Here is a 20,287-nt window from a genome sequence, read left to right as displayed (position 1 = left end):
GGCTTAAAAGTGCTTAGTGGTGGGGCCGAACTTTAACTTTTTCACAGGCATGGAGAAGTGCTGCCTCCACTTCTACTTTTCGGGCGGCCTGGAGTTCGGGAGTCAGGTAGAGATCCTTGTGAATGGATACTGAGTAACGGGGGGGTAAGTAGTTGAGCGCGACTGCTGTGATGTCTAAAAGGCATTCGCGACAATCACAGGGCAATTTACCTTCATTTTGAAATTCAAAAACCAAATTGAGTAGATCAACTTCATTTTCGTTGCAAATTTCATCCTGCAAATCGTAAATCGAGAGTTTTCGAAGGGGAATATCTTCGTTTTCAGCTATATCTGAAGAAATTTCCAGTTCAATCTCTGGTTTTTCCGCTGAAGATTCATTTTCTTCACGCATGTTCAGCTTTTCCTTTCTCTGCGGATTTTTCAAATCGGATATAACGGTGCACAGACAATGCGCTGCCGAGAATTCCCATCATTATACCAACTCCTGTCACGATTGCAGTAACTGGCAAAATTGGGCCCAATCCGGGTTGAAGCTGAATAAAACTAAACCAGGTTTTGATCTGTTGCAAAGGCACCAAGCGCCAGAAGACCAAAAGACCTGAACTGGTCATGGCACTTAGCACTCCAAAAATACATCCTTCAAGCAAAAAGGGAAGGCGGATAAACCAATCAGGGGCTCCGACCAGGTGCATGATCTCAATTTCACGCTGGCGGTTATGAACAGCCAATTGAATCGTATTGATGACAATCGACAAGGTGCCTAAAAAGAGCAGCCCGGCAATTGAAAAACCGATCAATTGCACAGCATTTTGAATTTGTTTCAGTTGTTCTGCCAATTCCTGGTTAAATTGTAATCCTTCAACGCCCGGTACACTTGTTTTAATTTCTTCTGCCAGAGCAGACATATTTTCAAGTTTTTCTACAGAAACTTCAAGCGTTGCAGGAAAAGGGTTATTCAGAACTTTGGTATCGGGATTTTCGAGCAAACTCTTTAAGTCAGGAAGTTCTTCAGTCATGCTTTTCAAGGCGTCTTCTTTACTGACAGATACGACAGGAGGACGCACACCTTTGATGGCTTCAATTTGAGCTGCAGCCGTCTCAGGTTTCTGATCGTCCTGTAAAAATACGACGATTTTCAATTGGCTCGACATTTGCTCAGACATATAGTTGATATCACTGAGGGTCAGCAAGAGGAAGCCGAGCACCCCCAATGCGATCGTCATGGTACTGACCACCACCAAGCTCATAAAGGGGCTGCGCACCAAATTTTGTGTGCCTTGTTGCAGGCTGAACAACCACTGCCGTGAAACTTTATTTACGTCTGGCACGCTGATTATAGCCTCCTTCAAGAGTGTCTTCTACAATTCTTCCTTTATCGAGTTTAACCACCCGTCTTTGCAATAAATCGACAAGGTGTTTATTGTGGGTCGACACCAAGACAGTGGTCCCTGCCGCCGAAATTTTGGAAAGCAATTTCATAATTTCCCAAGAGGTATCTGGGTCGAGATTTCCGGTGGGTTCGTCTGCCAAAAGCAAAGGAGGTTTATTCACTATCGCGCGAGCCACCGAGACCCGCTGTTGCTCTCCCCCTGAGAGTTGGGTGGGAAAGGTATGTGCGTATTGAGACATATTGGTAAGTTCCAGAACACTTTCAATTCGGCTGTTTTGTTCCTTTTTGGAGACCCCCATGATTTCAAGCGCGAAAGCGATGTTTTCCCAGACAGTTTTTTGAGGGATCAGTTTAAAATCTTGGAAAATGACCCCCGTCTGTTGTCTTAAAACAGGCACTTCATGGCGGGTTAGATTTTCAATGTTTTTTCCAAAAACCCAAATTTCCCCGCTGCTTGCCAATTCTTCGCGAAAGAGCAGTCGCATCAAGGTGGATTTTCCTGAGCCGGTAGTTCCCACGAGGAAAGTGAAGGAACCGGGTTCGATTTCTAAATTAATATTGACCAGGGCTTTAACACCCGTTGAATAGGTTTTGCTAATATTGACAAAGCGTATCATGCGGGTGAAAACATCACTTTTAATACAAATTTTGGGAGGGCAAGCATTCTGCGCCATCGGCTGGGTTGTTGAATCAGCCGATAAAACCATTCGAGATGCATTTTACGCATCCAAAGCGGAGCACGTTGAAGTTGGCCTGAAATCACATCAAAGGAGCCGCCGACTCCGATTAAAATCGGAACTTTCAGCTCGGATCGCCATTTGGCAATAAATTCTTCCTGTTTGGGAACCCCCAACGCCACAAAGAGGATATCGGGTTGGGCCTGGTTAATTTCTGCAATCAGTTGGGGCACGTCCTCGGGCTGAAAAAATCCATTGCGGCGGTAGACAAGTTTAACCTCACCAAAGCGCTCCTGAAGAATCCCAGGCAAGATTGCATGGGTGCTTTCACTGCTGCCCAAGAGAGCAAGCTTAAGATCCGACTGTGTAGATGCTGCCAGGAGATCTTCGACGATTTCCACCCCTGGCAGACGCGCGACTTTGACCCCTTGACGCGCCAGGGCCCAAACCACCCCAATTCCATCGGGGATGATCAGGTCAGCAGACTGCAAAATACGCATAAAATCAGGGTTTTCAAGTGCTGAATAGGCCATTTCTGCATTCATGGTCACCAGATGTATGGGGGCATTCAAGCTTCTACCAGATTGAAGCAATTCAAGCAGTGCAGATTTTCCAATACAATCAACAGAAATATTTAATAGGGCCGTTACAGGCCAGTTTTTATTCAAAGTTTTCATAATCAATTCCAAGTAATTGTAATGCAATCCTGACAGCTTCGTATACACGATTCTCAAGTGCGGGCAGTTTCTGGTCGAGACTTTTTCGGATCGCCTCTCTTTCCTGCCAGGTTGTGAATAGATATTGATAGAAATGATCTGAATGGCTTAAGGATGTCACGCTGCCCATAAAGGGGTAGCCCACCATTTCAGAAAAACTTCTGACCTTGGGATCGTAGACAATGCCCACAGCAGGGACACGGTTGGCGGCAGCCATGATCAGAGAATGAAGCCGCATACCCACTATCATATCCATCTGTCCAATTAAACTGAAGATTTCCAAAGGTGAATAATTTCCGCGCAGGACATGCAGGCCGGGTTGACAGGCCGCCGGTCGGGTCTGGATGGCGTAAGCGGCTTCATGACACATCCAGGTATCCTGATCGGCTTGAAAGGGGATAAACAGAAGTTGAGCCCTGGCTTGCCGAGCAAATTGAGACAGGACGGCCGTAAAACTTTTTAATTGTTTTTCATACCAGGTTTTCCAGGGGCGAATCGAAACGCCAATGATGGGGTAATCTGGGTTGAGCCCTTCTTGTCTGAGAATTTCTTCAGCCCTTCCAGGTGGCATTCCCCGCATGGCCAATACAGGATCGGCACTTAAAACCGTTCGTTGGACGGGGCCCTTGATTTCCTTGAGCAAATCAATGGCATCCTGATCTCTTAAGCTGATTCCAGAGCAACCATGAAAAATTTTACTGACGGCCCAGCGCGACCAGGGCATTCTCAAGGGGCCCAAGCCCTGAGAAAAGATCAGGGTGGGCACATTCAAACGGCGGGCCAGCCAGAGCAAGCCCCCATAATAGGGGATGCTTCCCAAGCCCGTTACATCTTGAAACAGCCCTCCCCCCCCGCTGATAAACAAATCCGTATTTTGCAGGGTTTGGTAAATTTGGGCCATTTGGGTTCTTTGAATCGCTTGAAACTGACAGCCTTGCAGTTCATGATCTTCCTGGGCCGTCAAGACTTTGATTTCAAGCTCAAAGGGGCTAAGTAACTGACAGATCGCAGTTAAAATCGCTTCATCACCCGTATTGTGAAATCCGTAATAGCCAGAGATTAAAACGCGTTTCATGAGGGGATTTTTTCGTCTTTCCAGCCGCGTATTTCATAGATTTTGACACTGCTTGTTTTCCCCATTAGTTTTTCTTCACCCAGTGCCACCGAATCCATCCAATCTTTTACATATTCATAGGTGCTGTGGCTGATTAAAATATGGGTGTGGTATTTTTTATTCAGCTTTTCAATTCGGGCCGCTGTATTGACCGTATCGCCAATAACCGTCACCTCTTTGCGTTTGGGGTGGCCTACGTAGCCGACCAGCGCTTCACCGGTATTGATCCCAATTCGGATTTGAATCGGTCGCAATCCTTCGTGCATCCATTTCTTCTGAAGTCTTTCCATTTCAATTCGCATTTCTAAAGCTGTTTTTACTGCATAGTAGGCATTTTGCCGTGGATTATTCTCACCAATATTTCCATAAACAGCCATGATACCATCCCCGATATACTTATCGAGGGTTCCTTGATTGTTAAACACAATATCTGTCATGGCAGTCAGGTATTCATTGAGGATGTGAATAATCTGGTCGGGGGGCAATTTTTCGCCCATTCTTGAAAAGCCCTTAATATCTGTAAACATCACAGTGACCACCCTTCGCTCATGCAAAGTCAAACGATCGGGTTCGCTGTTTTCAAGCAGTTCTCTTACCATATTGTCTGGCAGGTGGCGTCTGAAAGTACTTAAAATGGCAGCTCTGCGCTGACCCTCTGTTCGATTAAAAAAGACGGTCACAGCGCCTGCGGTCATCAAGATGGCGAATAAGGGGGAACTCATTGCGAAAACGGTATTAAAATATTGAAAAAACAGAATATTGAGTGTGGCATAAGAAAAAAATAAGGTAAGCGTCGAAAGCGCAGAAACCAACATGCCCCAGCGGAGGGTAAAACTCAAAACGCCAAGGGTCAGCAAAGCCAGCAGCAAAGGCAGTAAAAGATTGAAGAGGGCAGGGATTCGAAAATAGGTTTGATTGAGCCAACCTGAAAGCGTTTGGGCATGGAGACTTAAAATCGGGATGCGGGCATGGGTTGGGGTATCGAAGGGTAAGATTTCCTGGCTGTCTCCTACCAGAACATATTTATTATTGAGTGCATGCGCAGACATTTTTTTCAATTCAGAAAATTCAAGTGTGGGATAAAGCTGGTTGGGCCCTGAGAAGTGAATCAGACTGGAGGCCGGGGGCCTGACCCGCTTATTTTGAGTTTGTTTAAACAACGCCCAGGTAAAGGCCTCGATGGCTTTGATTTTTTTTTCTTTGGCTGATTGATAATAAAAAACGCCAGCTTGTTTACGCAGAACCCCGTCTGGATCCGGCAAATAATCTGAAATGCCAATGCTGAAGTTTTTTCCGCTGATTCGCTGGGGGTTGTAGATTGAAACCGGTGCCTGCCCTTTAAACTTGAGTCTTGAGGAAAGAACCACGGGAAAAGGGGCCGAACGCAGGGTATCAAGAGCCAATTCATGTTCATAAAAATCTTTGGCCTGAAAATCCATCCCCAAGGCTTTGAGACCAGTCAAATGCTTTTTTTGAATCCAATCAATCAATTCTGGTATTTCTGAGGGCAGAAGATCCACCAAAAGAATTTCAGGGTTGGGGCTTGAAGGGGTTTGAAAATAGATTCTCAAATCATAAAAGCGGGATTCAAGCCATTCTAAGGGGGGCAGGGTGAGAACCGCCAATTGACAGAGGGCCCCCATCAGCAAACTCATCACGATTTGTATCCAAAGCGCTCGGTTCACGCGCCCTCAGATTCTGGAACAAAGGTCAAACCTTCAATGAGTTTTTCAAGTTGAGCCGAACGGGAGGCCTTTAAAAGGAGCAGATCACCGGGGGCAAGTAATTGAGTCAGGGCTTGAATACATTCAGCATGCTCTTGAAACCAGAGGCGTTGAAAGGCTCCCCTTTCAGCATTCTCAATCAGAATTTGGGTTTCATCACCCAAACCGATTAAGTAATCGAGCTCGAGTTGGCTACAAAATTTTCCCAATTCAGCATGGAGTTGGGGGCTCTGGGGGCCCAGTTCTCCCATTTTACCCAAGACTGCAATTTTTCGTTTTGCTTTGCGGCGACCAAAAACTTCAAGCGTGGCCCGCATGGATTCGGGGTTGGCGTTGTAGGCATCGTTTATGAGTGTGGCGGAATTCGGGAGTTCAATGATTTGATTTCTGCCAAACAATTGTTCTGGCTCAATCTGCGTATGCTCAGGCAAGACATAACCCAATGCTGATAAAACACCCAGACAAAGCAACAGATTTCTGACCTGGTGACGGCCTGGCATCATCAATTGAAGTGTGTGGACCTTGCCCGCTTGAACCTGGTATTCAATTTCTTGAAAAGTATCATATTCAGTGACAGACAGTAACCTGACCAGACTGTCTTCGCTTTCACCACACCAAGAAATAGCCAGCTGTGGGGTTTGCTGCGCAGCGAGTCTTTGCAAGGGGTCTTCAGCTTGCGCAAAAAGTTTTCCCTGATGTGCCTCAAGAAATTTCGCCAATTCCCATTTTGCGTCTGCAATATTTGCTTGTGAACCCAGTTCGCTTAAATGGGCGGTTCCGATTTGCGTAATCAAACCCAAATTGGGTTCTGCAATTTCAGCCAGTTCAGTAATCTGGCCCTGGCCGCGCATGCCCATTTCAATGATCGCCACTTGGGCATCAACGGGGATTTCCAGCAGCGTTTTGGGTACGCCAATTTCATTGTTAAAATTGGCTTTGTTTTTATGCACCTTTAAAAAGGGACTGAGCACTGCTGCCAAGATTTCTTTGGTGGATGTTTTTCCTGAGCTGCCCGTGATCCCAATGACTGGAATATTTAACTGTCTGCGCCATTGCCTTGCCAGTGCCTGATAGGCGCTTAAACAGTTCTCCACCAAGAGCAGGGGGAGATCTGCATAAGTGTTGCGGTTGGCCTCATAGACCTGTTTTTCACAGAAAGCAGCCTGGGCCCCCAACTCAAAACTTTTTAAGAGATAGGCATGGCCATCATGAAATTCCCCTCTTAAGGGGATAAACAAACCGCCTTCGGGAATCGCTCTTGAATCGGTACTGATTTGCTCAGGACGGATTTTAATTGTCTCCACAGCGAAGGTCGCTGACACGGGGGTGGTCTCAAAAAAAGCCTGAATATCAATGAACATATCTCTGCTCCTGAATTCGCTCACACTTCATAATACTCAATGAAGAGGCTTCCTGCCACTCCCCAAGGAGCAGTGAAGCGAGAAATAATCGCTCAGGTGACTTGAAATTGTTTCTTAGAATCCCCTATGATTAAAATAAAACCGGCAGATGTTCATTCAAAAACTTTTACGCTTTCAAACAATTCCCGGCCCCTATCTTGGGAGCGATAAGTTCCTGCCTAAAAGTTCGTCACAAACCTTTGCTCCGCTTTTGGCCCCCAAATGTGAGCCTCCCGTATTAAAATCTTTGACCCAACAACTTGATTTGCGTGTGCAATTTCAGAACAAACCCGTTCTGACACCCCCTTCACCTGAATTGATGAGTCCTGAATCGAGCAAATTATGTAAATTGACCCTTAAAAATCTGCAATCCCATCCTGTTCAAGTGCGTGAAAAGCAGCCTGAGGTTGTACTTGATATTCTAGAAGTTTCACAATCAGAAGAAACAATAGAAATTCAAAAAGAGGTTTTGCTTTCCTTTCTGGCATTGGAGAAGCCTTTGGAAAAGCGGAATGCCAAACCGACACGCAAAGTGCCCAAGGGTATCCCCTTTTTGGATTTTCATTTCAGTTGGGAAGATGAACTTCCAGAGACTGAAAACCCTGAATCTGAAACAGAAATGTCTTCTGGTTTTGCTTGAAAAGATCAGTTTGCAGATCAATCTGACCCGCGCAGATCTAGGCGTTTTATACTGGCTTTTACCACGTCAACTCGACTATTTTGCTGGCTGCTGTGGTGATATTCTCTTGGTATTAGATGAACCCTTAGACGCTCCAAACTTTCCCGTCTCACTTCGAAAGGCAGAATCTCTGGCTCTTGAAGACTTACTCGAAAAAATGCAGAACTCTTACCCGCATTTGCGTTTGCTTAGACTGAATGAAGGGTTCTCCAGTGAAATCCCAGACCCTTTCTTTGGCTCCGCCATTCCGCACAGAGATTTTAGAGGGGGCCCCTTTCGTGCCTATTTTGAAGGTCTGGCACAAACTGAGTCTGAGTGGGTCCTTCATTTGGATGCCGATATGATTTTGGGGGGAGAAGTCCAGGATTGGCTTGAAACGGCTTTAGAGATTCTCAAGCAGGATCAACAAATCATTGGCTGTTGCCCTTTGGCGGGCCCTCCCCGAGCGGATGGTTCGGTGGCCCAATTTTATGTTGCTCCGTATGCCCAGCCCGATGGTTTTTGTTATTCAGCCTGGACTTCGCGAATTTTTTTGACACAAAAAAGCAGATTCTACAAGGCTCTTAAACTTGAATACCTGAACAGCGAAGGCACTGATCAGAAAATCGTTCTGCCAGGGGTATTATTGGCAGAAACGATCATCACTCAGTGGATGCGTGCAAATGAGTTGCTTCGTCTTGAATTTTCAGGCGGTTTTCCTGGTTTGTGGAGTCTTCATCCTGAACCTAAAGATTTGGCTTTTTATCAGGCTTTGCCGCTCCTATTAAAAGCAATTGACAGCGCTCAGATTCCTGAATTTCAAAAAGGCAGGTTTAATCTTGAAAAAGCCTGGGTAGAAAGCCTCTTGGCTTAAACCAAGGCCAATTCTTTTGCGCTGGCTTCGACCACCCGTGAGACATGAATCTGCCTTAAGAGCGAATCCAAGAGTTCGTCTTGAGAAATATAGCCTTTCTCAACGGCAAGATCGCCAATTCTTTTTTCAGGCATGGCCAGTTGATCTTCCATGAGAGCTGCAAATTGCTTTAGTTTGAGTTTTCCATCCCGTAACAGGACTTCTCCCAGACGCTCTACCTGCGTTAAGTGCTTCCATGCGGGAGTTTTTTGTGATTCTTTCATTTGAAAATACTTCTTATCTGGATTTTATATGAGGGTGGATCATTGTGCCCTTGTAAAGATTGCGATATCAGTCTTGCCATTCGCTTTCATCTCAATCTTGAAAAACTTGATCTAGATCAAGAAATCAAGCTAGCTTAATTTAATTTCAATATTAATATTACGAAAATTTATAGCTGCTGGCAAGGGTTCGAAGATGCTTGAACTTTATCACTCTCGGTTTGAGTGCATGGACAATTTTTGTTTGCTTCCCGTATAATGACTCTGGTTGTGCTAGATGGGGAGATAGCGGTGCCCTGTACTCGCAATCCGCTTTAGCGAGATCGAATTCCCGCTCTGAGGCCCGAATGGGTTGGAGTGACTTTGATGCAATGGTGTTGATCGTAAGGTCTTCATGCGACGGTAAACTTGTGAACCCCGCCAGGTCCGGAAGGAAGCAACGGTAAGCATGCTTTATCGGGTGCCGTGGAATAGCCGGATGGGAGTCGTTGTTCAAATGTATCGTCAATTTCGTGACGGTCGAAGACGGGTGCACAACCTTTACTCTGAATCTTAGGGGAAGCGATATGGCGTTAGAATCAGAAAATTCCGTACCCAAGATTGTGGGCGGTTTTAATATTCCCAAGGCAGTGATTGAGAACAAAGTGGATGTTCTCTCTTTTTTAGAAATTCTGGTGCGCAAGAATTTGGTGACTGCCCAGGAACTGGATGATGTAAGATCTGCAGTTGTAGAACATTTGAATGCAGCCTATCCTGATTTACAACTTTCAGTTTCAAATGGTTCTCCAATTCCCCCTCCTGCCAAACCCATGAGCCAGGCCTTTGTTTCTGCCCCCCCTCCTGTGATTCAACCGATGGCGGCTCCTGCTGCTCCCACTGTGGCACCTGCTGCGCCTGCAGCCTCATCACCTACTCCCATTGCCGGAGGAGCCCCTACTCCCCCAGCCAATTTATCTCCTACGCCCTCAAGTCCTACCCCTGGTGGATCCGGCGCAAAACCCTTGTATGTTCAGGCTCAGCCTCCAAAATTTATTAAATAATCAGTTGAAGTGATTCGCAAAGATTATTACGGTATTTTGGGGATTGATAAAAATGCCACACCTCAAGAGGTCAAAAAGGCCTATCGCAGGTTGGCGCGAAAATATCACCCGGATGTCAATCAAGGCGCTTCAGATGCAATGCAAAAATTCAGAGATATTTCTGAAGCCTATGAAGTTTTAGGAGACCCAGAGAAACGTCGCCATTTTGATAATGGCTTTGTGGATCAAAGCTGGTTTACTGAACAAAATATTGACAATATCCGTGATGTTTTTGAGAAAACCTATCGCAAAGCTTTTTCGAAAGAAGAAGAGCCCCATTCCAAAAACAAATTCAGTTTCAGCGAGATCTTCAATAATATTGTTGATTCCGTCAATGTGAAAAAGGAAGAGAAACCTCCTGGCGAAAAACCTTCTGAAAAAAAAGCAACAGCGGATAAATCTTCCTTAGACGTGGAACAAAAGATGGAAATCACCCTTGAGGAAGCGACCCGAGGGGCACGCAAAACCATTACCGTACACAGGGAAAAAGTATGTGTGCTCTGCGGCGGCACAGGCCAGGTCAGACGTCAAACCTGTCGTAACTGCAATGGCAAGGGGGGGCAAACCAGCAGTAAAAAACTGGAAGTTAAAATCCCGTCTGGAGTGCGCAACGGATCAAAAATTCGCATTTCCAAAGAGGGCAATACCCTGGGGGAGAACACCGGCAATCTCTATCTCTTGATACAATTGGCCCAACACAACTTTTTTCTGATTGAAGAAAATGGCGATTTACGTTGTGAAGTTCCGATCACCTTTACTGAAGCCATCCTGGGGGCAGAAATCGAAGTTCCGACCTTGGAAAACAAAGTGAAAATTAAAATTCCCCCTGAATCACAACAGGGAAAAACCTTTCGTATCAAAGGCAAAGGGATGAAGCCCGCTAAGGCGAGCCAGTCTGCGGGAGATCTTTATGTCAGTTTAAAACTTGAAACCCCCCAAAATTTGAGTGTGAAGGAAAAAGAGCTTTACCAAGAATTGGCCCGCTTTCCGCATCCTGTCAGAAAAAATCTCTACAGCCCCGATTGAAATCAACTGAGATTCCAGGGATAGATTCCCCCTGTATGCACAAAGAGTATCTTTTTTTCAGTTTGACTGAAGACTTGATTTTCCAAGATCTGCATCAAGCCCCAAAAAGCTTTGCCCGAGTAGACTGGCTCGAGCGGAAAAGGTATTTGAGAGGCAAATTCAGTTAACCAGTGGCGAAACTGAGGTGAAACTTTGGCATATCCCCCTGCATGATAAGTTGTTTCAAGTTTCCATTTTGCTGAATTTTGGACTTGAAGTAGCTTTAAAAACCTTTCGACTTCAGTCTGAAGGTACTCTCCCTGTTTTAAAACCGGAATTCCGATAACCTGGCTTGTAGGGGGAGCAGCGGCAATCAATCCTGCCAAGGTTGACCCTGTGCCCACAGGTGAAACAATGACATCAAAGCTTGCAGGAAGATGGTTTAAGATGGTTTTGCAGCCCCTTACACCTTTTAAATTGGAACCCCCTTCAGGGATCCAGAAGGTATTCGGCCAGTCTTGCTTGAGTTGTGCAAGAAAATCAGGATGATGTTTTTGCCGGTAGCTCGAACGATCCAACCAGTGAATTTTCATACCCCAGCGCAGACATGATTTTAAAACTGGATTTGGATTTAGCGGGGCTTCTCCTCTAACCATCGCGACGGTTTCAAATCCAAACAAATGCCCGGCTGCTGCAAGTGAAAAGAGATGATTTGACCAGGCTCCTCCAAAACTGCCAATGGAATCTATCTCGTTTGCTAGCGCAAAGCGTAAATTCTCTGCGAGTTTGAACCATTTATTGCCCGATAATAGGGGATGATTTAAATCTGTACGCAGTACGAAGACTTCTTTTGAGGCCTTTTGAAACTCAGGCAATTCTAGTTTTTGAATGGGCAGAGGGCCCCAGTCAAAATCAGCTTGAATTACGCGTTTTGCATTGATCCAGAAAACTTTCCAAAGCGTTTCTTCAGCATTTAGGGGCAAACTGGCCCAGGAGAGTTCTTCAAATAAAAGGCGGGTTTCTCGATCACAGTGAGCTTCCAGTCGTTTCAGATTGAGTTCTTGAAGCAGCAGTGCCAAGATTTCCTGAACTTGACAAGCCGTCGGTTTTTCGGTTTGAAAGGAAAGCGAATCTAAACAGGCTGTATTTGGGCTGATTTCGATTTCCAACGTTGCAATCAGTGATTCTGAACGAATCCAGCCCCAGTATTGCCTTTGGCTGGATAAGTCTTGGGCACTGTGAAGCACTTTAAAATTTTGAAGCGGAGGTGCGATTAGGATTTCATGAGCGAGTGATTTGGGCGTATTTAAACGTATCAGCATCGGATTGGTTTCAGAGATATTTTTTGATTAACCATGGAGAGCCTGTCAGTGCCAACGCGATCATATTTTGAAGAACTAAATTCCCAACCAGATAGGGTAAAACACAAAGACAAAATCCAAGCAACATCAACAGGACAGAATTTTGCTTTTTTCCATAAATAAAATAACCTGCGCCAATACTTCCCCAAAGCAATCCCATCCAAAGCGAATTTGCCTCCAAACATCCACCTCACCTTTTGAGCTTTTACTTCTGAGCATAGCATACGCTGTTCGTGATGTTTTCTTTTCATGCTTTGGGATTTTGTCGCCGAGGGTACTTTCTCAAGACATTCTTAAACGTCAGGATTTCGAAAAAATGAGTTTCAAGATTTTCACGAAACCCGTATTCTGCTTGCTCTGCATGTGTTTTAGGTGCTTGGAAGGTGCCGAAGATTCTGTCCCAAACAGGCAAATCTGAATAGTTATTCCGATGCTTGCCACGCAAATGGTGAATGCGGTGTAATTCAGGCGTATTCACCCAATAGGATAACCAAAGGGGGGTTTTAAGATTGCTGTGATAGAAAACGCCGATCAGGGAAAAAAAGAAAATTGACCAAATAAACCCCTCAGTGGAAGCTCCCAAACTGAAAAGCAGAGCGGCATTTAAAAGTGAAGAAACCACAGATTCAAGCGGATGCACATAAAAGGCTGTAAAACCTTCAATCCGTTTGGGGGCATGGTGCATTTGGTGAAAGATATTCCAGAGCCATTCAATTTCGTGTCGCCAACGGTGCCACCAATAAAAAAAGAAACTGCCCAGCACAAATCCCAAGCCTCCTTGAGCGAGATCGGGAAAGGGGGCCAGCAGTTTCAGAGCCGCGCTGTGTTTTAGAAAAGGAATCCAGGTATTTTCTGCAAGCAAACCCACGCCATTGGCTGCGAGAAAGAGCAGGGCAAAGCGAGGATACCAAAATTTCGATTTTTCAAGGGCTTGATAGGGGAAAGCACGTTCACAGATCAAAATACAGATCAGCAATAGTGCCAGCAAAGTATAGATATCTGCTTTAGGCATGGTCGCAATCAATTGACCACAACGATTTTTTTAGTTTATTGACGTAGCGGATATAGCGGGAAACAGGGGCATCCATATTCAATAGATTATGGGTATTGAAGCGAATATTGTCATAAATGATTTCATCATCATCTTTTAAAAAATAATAGAGACGTTTGGTGAGCCACAATCTGAAATGGCTTTTGATTTTGCCCCAAACTCCGGGTTCAAGCGAGGTAATATAAATCGGGAAGGTGAGTGAACTGCCATCTTCAAGGGGGCGATAGGCATAAAACATATGCAAGGCGGGCCATTTCCATGACTCTTTTAGAAAATAAACATTTTTTAAGATCGTCAAAGAGGCCAGACAGGCATCGGCATACTTCATCTGATAGCAATAGCGTTTGCCAATAAAAAAATACATCATTTTTTCTGTCCATGAGCCTCTTGGGGTGTCACCTGTCAGACTGAAAAATATCTGTGTTTGATCTTCCTGGACTTCAAGTTCCATTTGAATATTCAAATCATGGACGGTTGCCAAATGCTGGGGATCAATGCCGTTGATCATGCTGATATGGTGGTGCCCTTTTGAAAAATTGGCTCGATCAAAGCGCGTAATGGTCTCTTTCCCTTCAAGATCAGGAACCTCTAAGAGTGGCGTGTGAGCGATGGGGCCCGCATAGCACCAAACTGCCCCGTATTTTTCGACAGTGGGATAGGCCTGAACTTTGGCGCGCGCGGGAATCTCTGCTTGACAGGGAATTTTCACGCAATTGCCAGAGCCAGCATATTGCCATTGATGAAAAAAACATTGAATATTTTCAGCTACGACTTTTCCAATTTTGAAATCGGCCCCCATATGTGCGCAATAGCTATCGAGAGTATAGACTTTACCTGATTCACCACGGTAAACTACGAGTTTTTGCGCGCCAATTTTGAAATCTTTGATTTGTTTGGGACGGAGTTCCTTGGATTGACAGAGAAAATACCAGCCCTCTGGAATGACTTGGGCATTGTTAAAGATGGGATGTTGAGACTGTTTTTGGGTGTTGCGGTTTATCTTGTCTAACATTTTGACCATGCCATCTGCGAATTAAATGAATTATAATAAAGTATTGCGAAGATGACCAATTACTCCTACCCCCGCTATCGGTTAAATACCAATCTTCAATTTTATGGGAAGTTTATAACTTCGCTTTTAAATCCCCTCGCTTATCAAAAAAAGCCTCTAGCTGCGTGTTTACAGCTTTTATCTCAACAGTTTCAATCTGAACAGATTTTGCTCTTTCCGCAGGCCAGAATAGGTTTCTATCACTATTTACAAGCTGTCTTGCAAAAAGAAGATCAGGTCATCATTTCAAGCTATACCCTGATAGATATGGTCAATATGATTCTGGCGACGGGTGCGCAGCCTGTGCTTTGCGATACGGCTCCGCATAAATTTACGCCCGGTCTCACAGAAATCAAAGCACGTGTAACGGATAAAACCCGTGTTCTGGTTTATACCCATTTGTATGGCATCGTCGAAGACCTGACAGAAATACGTCACTTTTGCAAGCAGCATCAAATCTTGTTGGTTGAAGATTGTGCCCAAGCAGTGGGGTGTGAGGATTCACTTGGCCCCGTGGGTCTGCAGGCCGATGCTGCAGTTTACAGCTTTGGTGCCTTAAAAAATATTGTGGGTTTGTATGGGGGAGCCCTGATGCTCAAAGATTCGGCTGTTTTTTATGCGATTCAGAAAAAAATGCTTCACCAGCCTTATTTGCCACTTCACCGTTTGATAGAGAAATTTCTATTTTGTATATTTTATGAAATATTATCTCATCCCGTGATATTTTCAGTGTTTTTTAAAAAGATTAGTTTTGCTTTTGATGAAAAAGGACATGTCGACAAAATTCCCAAACTGAAAAAAGTAAAACCTGAATTTTCAGATTATGCAATGCATCCCATCCAAGCTGCTCTGATCTTGAATCAATTGCCCTTTCTAAACACGCGGCGTGAAAAAGCAAAATTCTTTGCAAAAACCTATTCTCAGCTGTTTGAGAAGAAATCAAATTTTATGCCATTTTTTAGCTTTGACCCTGCACAGGTATTTACCTATCTGCAATACCCTGTCTACTATCGGGGCAAAAATAAAGACTTAAAAAATATTTTAATAAAATCTAAAATCGATGTGAATATAGATTTTTTTCAAAATATATCGCATTTAGAGGAATTTAAACAAAGTTATTTTTGTCCCAATTGTGAAGATTTGATTGAACATTTGATATTATTTCCAAGCTATTCAAAATTATCGAAAAGGTTTTTTTTGAAAATGGCAAAAGTTTTGGAGATGCTATGAATCCAGATTTCTCGGTTTTGGGGCAAACAGGTTTGCTCCCTCTGTGGGGACGTTATCAATGGCATCTGAACCCTTTGTTGGATTTTAAAGATCCTGTATCAGAGCGCATGGTAAAATCATTGGACTATGATTTTTCAAGCATCGATCGCAAAATTGGTGGTTACGGCATCGCTGCCTGGGGGAATCGTACCTATCAAATCGATCAGATCAGCCGGGCCCATCTGCTTCAACCTCAAGCATGTGTCGTAAATTTAGGCGTGGGCTTGGATGATCCTTTTTCGCGTATTTATCAAGGGCGAGGCAGGGTGCTGGATTGTGATTTTGAAGATGTACTCAATTTTCGCGATCAATTTATTCAAGCAGATCCGATGCGCACGATGGTAAGGGACTCGTTTCTTGCCTTTTCCTGGGTAAATACTGTCAAAGCTTGGCAGCTTGAAGAACCCTTGATCTGTTTGGCTGGGGTGAGCATGTATCTCAAACCTGAGCAGATTGAGGAACTTTTGCGCAAGGTTTACAGTGCGTTTCCCAAGGCCAAAATGGTTTTTGACGCCCTCTCTCCCTGGGGAATTCAACTGCTGAACAAGGGCATGGCCGAATCTGAATTGCCGCAGGAACCTGTTTTTTGGGGGTTAAAAGATAAACAGAGTCTTTTGCCGTGCTTGCCTGAGCATGCAGTTGTTCAAATTGAATCGTTGTTTAAAGGTCTGCCCCCTGGTGTTGCAGATTTTAAAACGCAGTTGCAGATCGCTGCAGCCAATCTGATCGGGATTTCCAAACTTGTGAGGATAAGCTAAGCGCTTAACGTACTTTGTTCTGGTAGGCTGTTTTCTGCTTTTGATAAATGCCCCGAAAACTGACATTCTGCCCCCCACAATGCAGATTGTCATCCACAATCAAAAAGGGGGGCAAGAGCGTGAACTTCACTTTGCAGTCCCATGCATCCTCACCCTCTGAATACTTCAGGAATCTTTGCTGAGGTTCTATGCGCTCAGACCCAATACTGCCCACATGAATTACTTTTTCTCCATTGACGATAGCTCCATACCAGAAAGCTTGTCCTTCTAAAAATAGGCTTTTTTTGTCTGGATTTTGTTTGATCTTGAGATCTGCTTGAGGCGAAACCCAATGACCGGCCCAATCAGATAATTGCGGGGGCGCTTTTTCTGACAGCAGTGAAATCTGCTTGCGTTTTAACCAACCCACCGTTTCCCGTTCTTTCCCAGCATACCAGGCGCAGACCCACTCCCCCTTGATTTGATTGATCAAAATCGGGTCATTCTGAATAAGGTAGGATTTTGTTTTACAAGTGGGCTTCTGGGGGCAATTTTCAATATCTTCATAAAAATAGGTTTTTGCTGTAGCGCTGACTTTTGCTCTCTGAAAGTGATGCTCAGCATGTACAGCGAAGAGCCCATTTCGACAACTGAAGGCTGGGATCTGCATTTCTTGTGCAGCTTGCGATCTAAGCGGCATAAAAAGGGCGACAGAAACAATGAAGCCCAGGGATTGAGCGCCTGAAATAGACCCTGTTTTTTTATCTTTTGGCTTCATGCTCAAAACTTTCATGCTCAGGATTTAGTTTGATATTCTTCACTTGGGGGCGGTAGAGTTGGGTGCTTTGCAAGAGTTTATTAAAATGAAATGAATTGCAGGCATAGCCAATCAATAACTCATGCGCTTTAAAATTTGAGAATTGAGGATGTGCTTTGGCGGCATAACAAAAACTTTCAGTATCATAAAGAGGCTGTGTTTTATCCATTTCAGGATAGAAATTTGTAAATACCTGTTTATTTATCCAGGGCCCGATCAATTCCCGTGCTTGGTAAATGACGATTTCAGAATGAAGAAATTCGGGTGAAGTATGCACAATCATCCACATTTTGGTTTCAGGATCATAAAACAGAGAGGCTTCTGTTGCGCCGTTTGGGATTAAGACCTGCGCATCAGGCCCTGTCAAACCTTGTTTCCAGATTTTAGATTGACTCAAGTATTCGAGTGGCAAAGGCGTTTGCTGCAAGCTAGAAATGGGGATGCGATTGAGCAGGAACGGGTGATTTTTTTGGGGGGTCTCTTGAAATGACAATAAATAGAGATAGCCCTTTTCTCTCACCATGGCAATGCCCGGGATGATTTCTCTGTTTTCAGACAGGTTTTTGATCGTGATCTGCCATTCAGGGGGGGGCGATTCGGGGTTTGAAACCACAGCCAGATCGACGCCTGTAATTTCAAAATTGAAACCATTTTCGACGGCATCCGTGGTCTGGATTCTTTCAAGGGCAAGATAGAGTTTTCCTGCATATTCAAATCCATGAATCGGCCAGTATTTAAAACCTTCGCCCTGAAAAAATGGCTTCTGAGGGGGGCTCGAATTTTTATGCCAATAATAATTCAATTCAAAACCTTGGGGCCCACATTTTGAGAGGGCGAGGGTATTGGCCACCATCTCTGCACCCAATCGATTGAGCGGTTCGGTTCTTGAATTTGCCTGGCTTGAAACAAAACTGTCTCCAAAGAGCCAAATCGTTTTGCCTGAATTGAGTGGAACAGAAAAAATGCCATCTCCCCCCAACCAACCTTCTTTGAGGGGGAATTCAGGTCTGCACTTTCGATCAGACTGATTGCTTGCTTGCTGGGCAGAGGCAATTTGCTGCGAAAAGCAGAAGAGTAAGCATAGCAAAATCTTCAGGCTCTTGATTTGGGCATGCATTTTAAGCGTCCAGAAGGTCTTTTGCATAGATTAGCCAATTTTGGGCAGAGGTATCGAGGATTCGAACTTTCATTTTACTGAGATTTGCATATTCACGACGACGTGCCTGTGAGTTTTGAAAGGCCTCTATTGCCTTCTGTTCAGAGCCATACCAGGCAATATTGCCAGCGCTCCACCCTTCTGCTTCTCGTTCAGGACAATAGAGGCTGCGTTCTGCAAAGGCCTGATCGGGTAAATCCAAAAGAACGAATTCAAAGCCCCATGCTGCCAATTGGCGATCGAAGCGGCTAAAATGCTCTGCAAGTGGAAATTGCACATAATAGGAAGGATGAAAACGCTCAAGGATGAGATAGTCCAAGTTGAGACTTCCAGCCAGCGCTTGCATGACTTGCTCCATGCGCCAGAAATGAGCTTCAGGACTGGGATGGGTTTTCAGCTCCTCTAATAGTTCACCAAAGGTTTGGCCTTCATCGAAAACTTTGCCTTTCCTGCTTGCTGACTTCAATTGCGCTTTTAATTGGGCAATCAGGGAAGATTTCCCTGTGCCAGCCACGCCCTCGATCAACCAACGTTTTTTTATTTCAGACATTGAAAGTTTTTTACATTGACCACGTAATTGCTGTATTCACATTTTCCTTTTTCGTGTGCTTTGCAGCCCAATTCATATTTACTCAAAATGCCCTCAATTTTCAGTTTGGGACAGGCGATCTCTTTGGGACTGATCAGATTGAGCTGACCTAAATTGCTGGAGAATCGCGTTTGATACTGATACCATTTCCCCATCGGGGGGAGCATATTGGGGTGTTGCAGTATCTCATCGGGTTTTTCTCCATAGCCGGTCATCAGAACTTCCAGTTCCACTTTTTGGTTGAGGCAGGCTTCAGGGGTCTTGCCCTGCTCACAAACCAGTGGGAATTTTGGTAAATCTTTACTCGCGAACAGAAGTATTGTTAAAGGCAGTAAACAGTTGACGGATATTTTCATTGCTTCCTCCTGGGTCTCAGCATTATCCTAACATGGCTTGGGAAACTTAAAAAAAAATCTTTACTTCATGAGCACAAAGTTTTACGTTCTGAAAACAATCTCAACGTAATCTGTTCAAGTTTGAAAATTAGAATGAAACTTACAGACAGTCGAAAAGGCCAAACCAAGCTGACTGTAATCAACAAAATCTGAGAGGTTATTTACATGTCAAGACTCAAATCTTCAGCTCTGAAACTTTTGGCTCTTTCGGCCCTTTTGATGGGGCCAGGTTGCAGTGAGCAGTTGCTTTCTCAAATTGCGAGTACGGGGTTAACCTCGACTTCGATTGAGTCGATTGTCTCTCAGTTTCTGGCATTACCCACAACAGAACAGACGATCGTCGCTACAGAAATTGGCAGCACAGAACTACAAACCTGGGCGCAATCCAACCAAAGTACGACGACAGCGGCAAAGCAACAAAGCCTTCAAACTTTGTTGTCAAGCAAAGCGAGTTTGTCAACACAGTTGAATGAACGTTTATTTAATAAGGGTAATTTCCAAAATCGTCAAAACCAAACAGGCATGCCCCAACCAGGCCAAGCTGGGAGAGGCCCTGGCGGACTGCCACCCAACTTCACTGAAATTCAGACCCAGTATCCTGAACTGGCAACAGCTTTGGAAGAATTACAAAGCCTGGGCCCAGAAGAGCGTCGAACGAAAATGGAAGCTCTCTTTCAGGCGCATCCTGAATGGCAGGCTGTGATGATGCCTCCCCAAGGCCTGGGGCCTGGGGGGCCGGGACAGCCTCCACCCAGTGGAATGCCCTTTCCTTCAGCGACCCCAACAGCGACCCCTTGAGTACACTCATATTCTGAATTCTCCTCGAAACACCCTGCTGATCTCTAAGCGAACCTTAGAGATCTTTTTTTTGAGCGCTGTGAAACTCAGTAGTTCAGAATGAAAGTTCTTCGCACCTTGAATCACGAGATTCGGGGTGCGATTTAAGTTTTTTGACACAGGAAAG

At 44.7% G+C, this 20,287-nt stretch carries 23 protein-coding genes and 1 other RNA gene; 8 read left to right on the top strand and 16 right to left on the bottom strand.

What is annotated here, in order from left to right:
* Positions 1-13: 13 nt before the first annotated feature.
* Genes COW20_14925 through COW20_14895 form a run of 7 tightly spaced genes read right to left on the bottom strand, consistent with a single transcriptional unit; the run spans position 14 to position 6,982 of the window.
* The gene (locus COW20_14925; GenBank protein ID PIW46720.1) at positions 14-391 is read right to left on the bottom strand and encodes a hypothetical protein; all 378 of its coding nucleotides are present in this window, start codon (positions 389-391) and stop codon (positions 14-16) included.
* Positions 384-1,328, bottom strand: coding sequence for a hypothetical protein (locus COW20_14920; protein ID PIW46719.1), 945 nt, complete (start codon positions 1,326-1,328; stop codon positions 384-386). The genes COW20_14925 and COW20_14920 overlap by 8 nt, the downstream gene beginning before the upstream one ends.
* Positions 1,312-2,007: a cell division ATP-binding protein FtsE gene (ftsE, locus tag COW20_14915; protein PIW46718.1), complete on the bottom strand. Its 696-nt coding sequence runs from the start codon at positions 2,005-2,007 to the stop codon at positions 1,312-1,314. The genes COW20_14920 and ftsE overlap by 17 nt, the downstream gene beginning before the upstream one ends.
* Positions 2,004-2,744 carry a glycosyltransferase gene (locus tag COW20_14910; protein ID PIW46717.1) on the bottom strand — a complete coding sequence of 247 codons (741 nt, stop codon included), beginning with the start codon at positions 2,742-2,744 and terminating at the stop codon, positions 2,004-2,006. Before COW20_14910 ends, ftsE begins: the two co-directional genes overlap by 4 nt.
* Positions 2,728-3,858 (bottom strand): polysaccharide pyruvyl transferase CsaB, encoded by a 1,131-nt coding sequence (csaB, locus tag COW20_14905; protein ID PIW46716.1) that lies wholly within the window; start codon positions 3,856-3,858, stop codon positions 2,728-2,730. Before csaB ends, COW20_14910 begins: the two co-directional genes overlap by 17 nt.
* Positions 3,855-5,582: a hypothetical protein gene (locus tag COW20_14900; GenBank protein PIW46715.1), complete on the bottom strand. Its 1,728-nt coding sequence runs from the start codon at positions 5,580-5,582 to the stop codon at positions 3,855-3,857. Before COW20_14900 ends, csaB begins: the two co-directional genes overlap by 4 nt.
* Positions 5,579-6,982 (bottom strand): UDP-N-acetylmuramoyl-tripeptide--D-alanyl-D-alanine ligase, encoded by a 1,404-nt coding sequence (locus COW20_14895; GenBank protein PIW46714.1) that lies wholly within the window; start codon positions 6,980-6,982, stop codon positions 5,579-5,581. Before COW20_14895 ends, COW20_14900 begins: the two co-directional genes overlap by 4 nt.
* Positions 6,983-7,130: 148 nt before the next feature.
* Here COW20_14895 and COW20_14890 point away from each other — a divergent pair, with 148 nt between their 5' ends.
* Together COW20_14890 and COW20_14885 are read left to right on the top strand one after the other, a co-directional pair.
* A complete protein-coding gene (locus COW20_14890) occupies positions 7,131-7,661 on the top strand; it encodes a hypothetical protein (protein PIW46713.1) in 531 nt (176 codons plus the stop codon).
* Complete coding sequence (locus COW20_14885; GenBank protein PIW46712.1) at positions 7,654-8,553, top strand: hypothetical protein; 900 nt, start codon at positions 7,654-7,656, stop codon at positions 8,551-8,553. The genes COW20_14890 and COW20_14885 overlap by 8 nt, the downstream gene beginning before the upstream one ends.
* Here the strand turns inward: COW20_14885 and COW20_14880 are convergent.
* Complete coding sequence (locus COW20_14880) at positions 8,550-8,816, bottom strand: hypothetical protein (GenBank protein PIW46711.1); 267 nt, start codon at positions 8,814-8,816, stop codon at positions 8,550-8,552. The two genes, COW20_14885 and COW20_14880, sit on opposite strands and share 4 nt — an antisense overlap.
* Before the next feature lie 265 nt (positions 8,817-9,081).
* On the opposite strand from COW20_14880, the gene ffs reads away from it, so the two are divergent.
* From ffs to COW20_14865, 3 genes are all read left to right on the top strand, one after another.
* Positions 9,082-9,350, top strand: an RNA gene (gene ffs / locus COW20_14875) — signal recognition particle sRNA large type.
* A gap of 29 nt (positions 9,351-9,379) precedes the next feature.
* Positions 9,380-9,853: a hypothetical protein gene (locus tag COW20_14870; GenBank protein PIW46710.1), complete on the top strand. Its 474-nt coding sequence runs from the start codon at positions 9,380-9,382 to the stop codon at positions 9,851-9,853.
* A 9-nt stretch (positions 9,854-9,862) separates the two neighbouring features.
* Positions 9,863-10,918: a hypothetical protein gene (locus COW20_14865; protein PIW46709.1), complete on the top strand. Its 1,056-nt coding sequence runs from the start codon at positions 9,863-9,865 to the stop codon at positions 10,916-10,918.
* A 2-nt stretch (positions 10,919-10,920) separates the two neighbouring features.
* Here COW20_14865 and COW20_14860 read toward each other — a convergent pair whose 3' ends face one another.
* The 4 genes from COW20_14860 to COW20_14845 form a co-directional block, all read right to left on the bottom strand.
* Positions 10,921-12,219, bottom strand: coding sequence for a hypothetical protein (locus COW20_14860; protein ID PIW46708.1), 1,299 nt, complete (start codon positions 12,217-12,219; stop codon positions 10,921-10,923).
* A gap of 10 nt (positions 12,220-12,229) precedes the next feature.
* Complete coding sequence (locus COW20_14855) at positions 12,230-12,439, bottom strand: hypothetical protein (protein PIW46707.1); 210 nt, start codon at positions 12,437-12,439, stop codon at positions 12,230-12,232.
* A gap of 66 nt (positions 12,440-12,505) precedes the next feature.
* A complete protein-coding gene (locus COW20_14850) occupies positions 12,506-13,270 on the bottom strand; it encodes a desaturase (protein PIW46706.1) in 765 nt (254 codons plus the stop codon).
* A complete protein-coding gene (locus tag COW20_14845) occupies positions 13,263-14,330 on the bottom strand; it encodes an aromatic ring-hydroxylating dioxygenase subunit alpha (GenBank protein ID PIW46705.1) in 1,068 nt (355 codons plus the stop codon). Before COW20_14845 ends, COW20_14850 begins: the two co-directional genes overlap by 8 nt.
* 42 nt (positions 14,331-14,372) lie before the next feature.
* Here COW20_14845 and COW20_14840 point away from each other — a divergent pair, with 42 nt between their 5' ends.
* Positions 14,373-15,590: a hypothetical protein gene (locus COW20_14840; GenBank protein PIW46704.1), complete on the top strand. Its 1,218-nt coding sequence runs from the start codon at positions 14,373-14,375 to the stop codon at positions 15,588-15,590.
* Positions 15,587-16,387, top strand: coding sequence for a hypothetical protein (locus COW20_14835; GenBank protein PIW46703.1), 801 nt, complete (start codon positions 15,587-15,589; stop codon positions 16,385-16,387). Before COW20_14840 ends, COW20_14835 begins: the two co-directional genes overlap by 4 nt.
* Positions 16,388-16,391: 4 nt before the next feature.
* On the opposite strand, the gene COW20_14830 is transcribed toward COW20_14835, so the two are convergent.
* The 4 genes from COW20_14830 to COW20_14815 are packed head-to-tail and all read right to left on the bottom strand — an operon-like array spanning position 16,392 to position 19,284.
* Entirely contained in the window at positions 16,392-17,144 is a 753-nt protein-coding gene (locus COW20_14830; protein ID PIW46702.1) for a hypothetical protein, read from the bottom strand.
* Positions 17,128-18,327: a hypothetical protein gene (locus tag COW20_14825; GenBank protein ID PIW46701.1), complete on the bottom strand. Its 1,200-nt coding sequence runs from the start codon at positions 18,325-18,327 to the stop codon at positions 17,128-17,130. The genes COW20_14830 and COW20_14825 overlap by 17 nt, the downstream gene beginning before the upstream one ends.
* Positions 18,302-18,889 (bottom strand): hypothetical protein, encoded by a 588-nt coding sequence (locus COW20_14820; GenBank protein ID PIW46700.1) that lies wholly within the window; start codon positions 18,887-18,889, stop codon positions 18,302-18,304. The genes COW20_14825 and COW20_14820 overlap by 26 nt, the downstream gene beginning before the upstream one ends.
* Entirely contained in the window at positions 18,877-19,284 is a 408-nt protein-coding gene (locus tag COW20_14815; protein ID PIW46699.1) for a hypothetical protein, read from the bottom strand. The genes COW20_14820 and COW20_14815 overlap by 13 nt, the downstream gene beginning before the upstream one ends.
* A gap of 204 nt (positions 19,285-19,488) precedes the next feature.
* Between COW20_14815 and COW20_14810 the strand changes: the two genes are divergently transcribed.
* Positions 19,489-20,121 (top strand): hypothetical protein, encoded by a 633-nt coding sequence (locus COW20_14810; protein ID PIW46698.1) that lies wholly within the window; start codon positions 19,489-19,491, stop codon positions 20,119-20,121.
* Positions 20,122-20,287: the final 166 nt, after the last annotated feature.

Source organism: bacterium (Candidatus Blackallbacteria) CG13_big_fil_rev_8_21_14_2_50_49_14, assembly GCA_002783405.1.
Taxonomy (GTDB): domain Bacteria; phylum Cyanobacteriota; class Sericytochromatia; order UBA7694; family UBA7694.
This window is presented reverse-complemented; position numbering and strand designations above follow the sequence as displayed.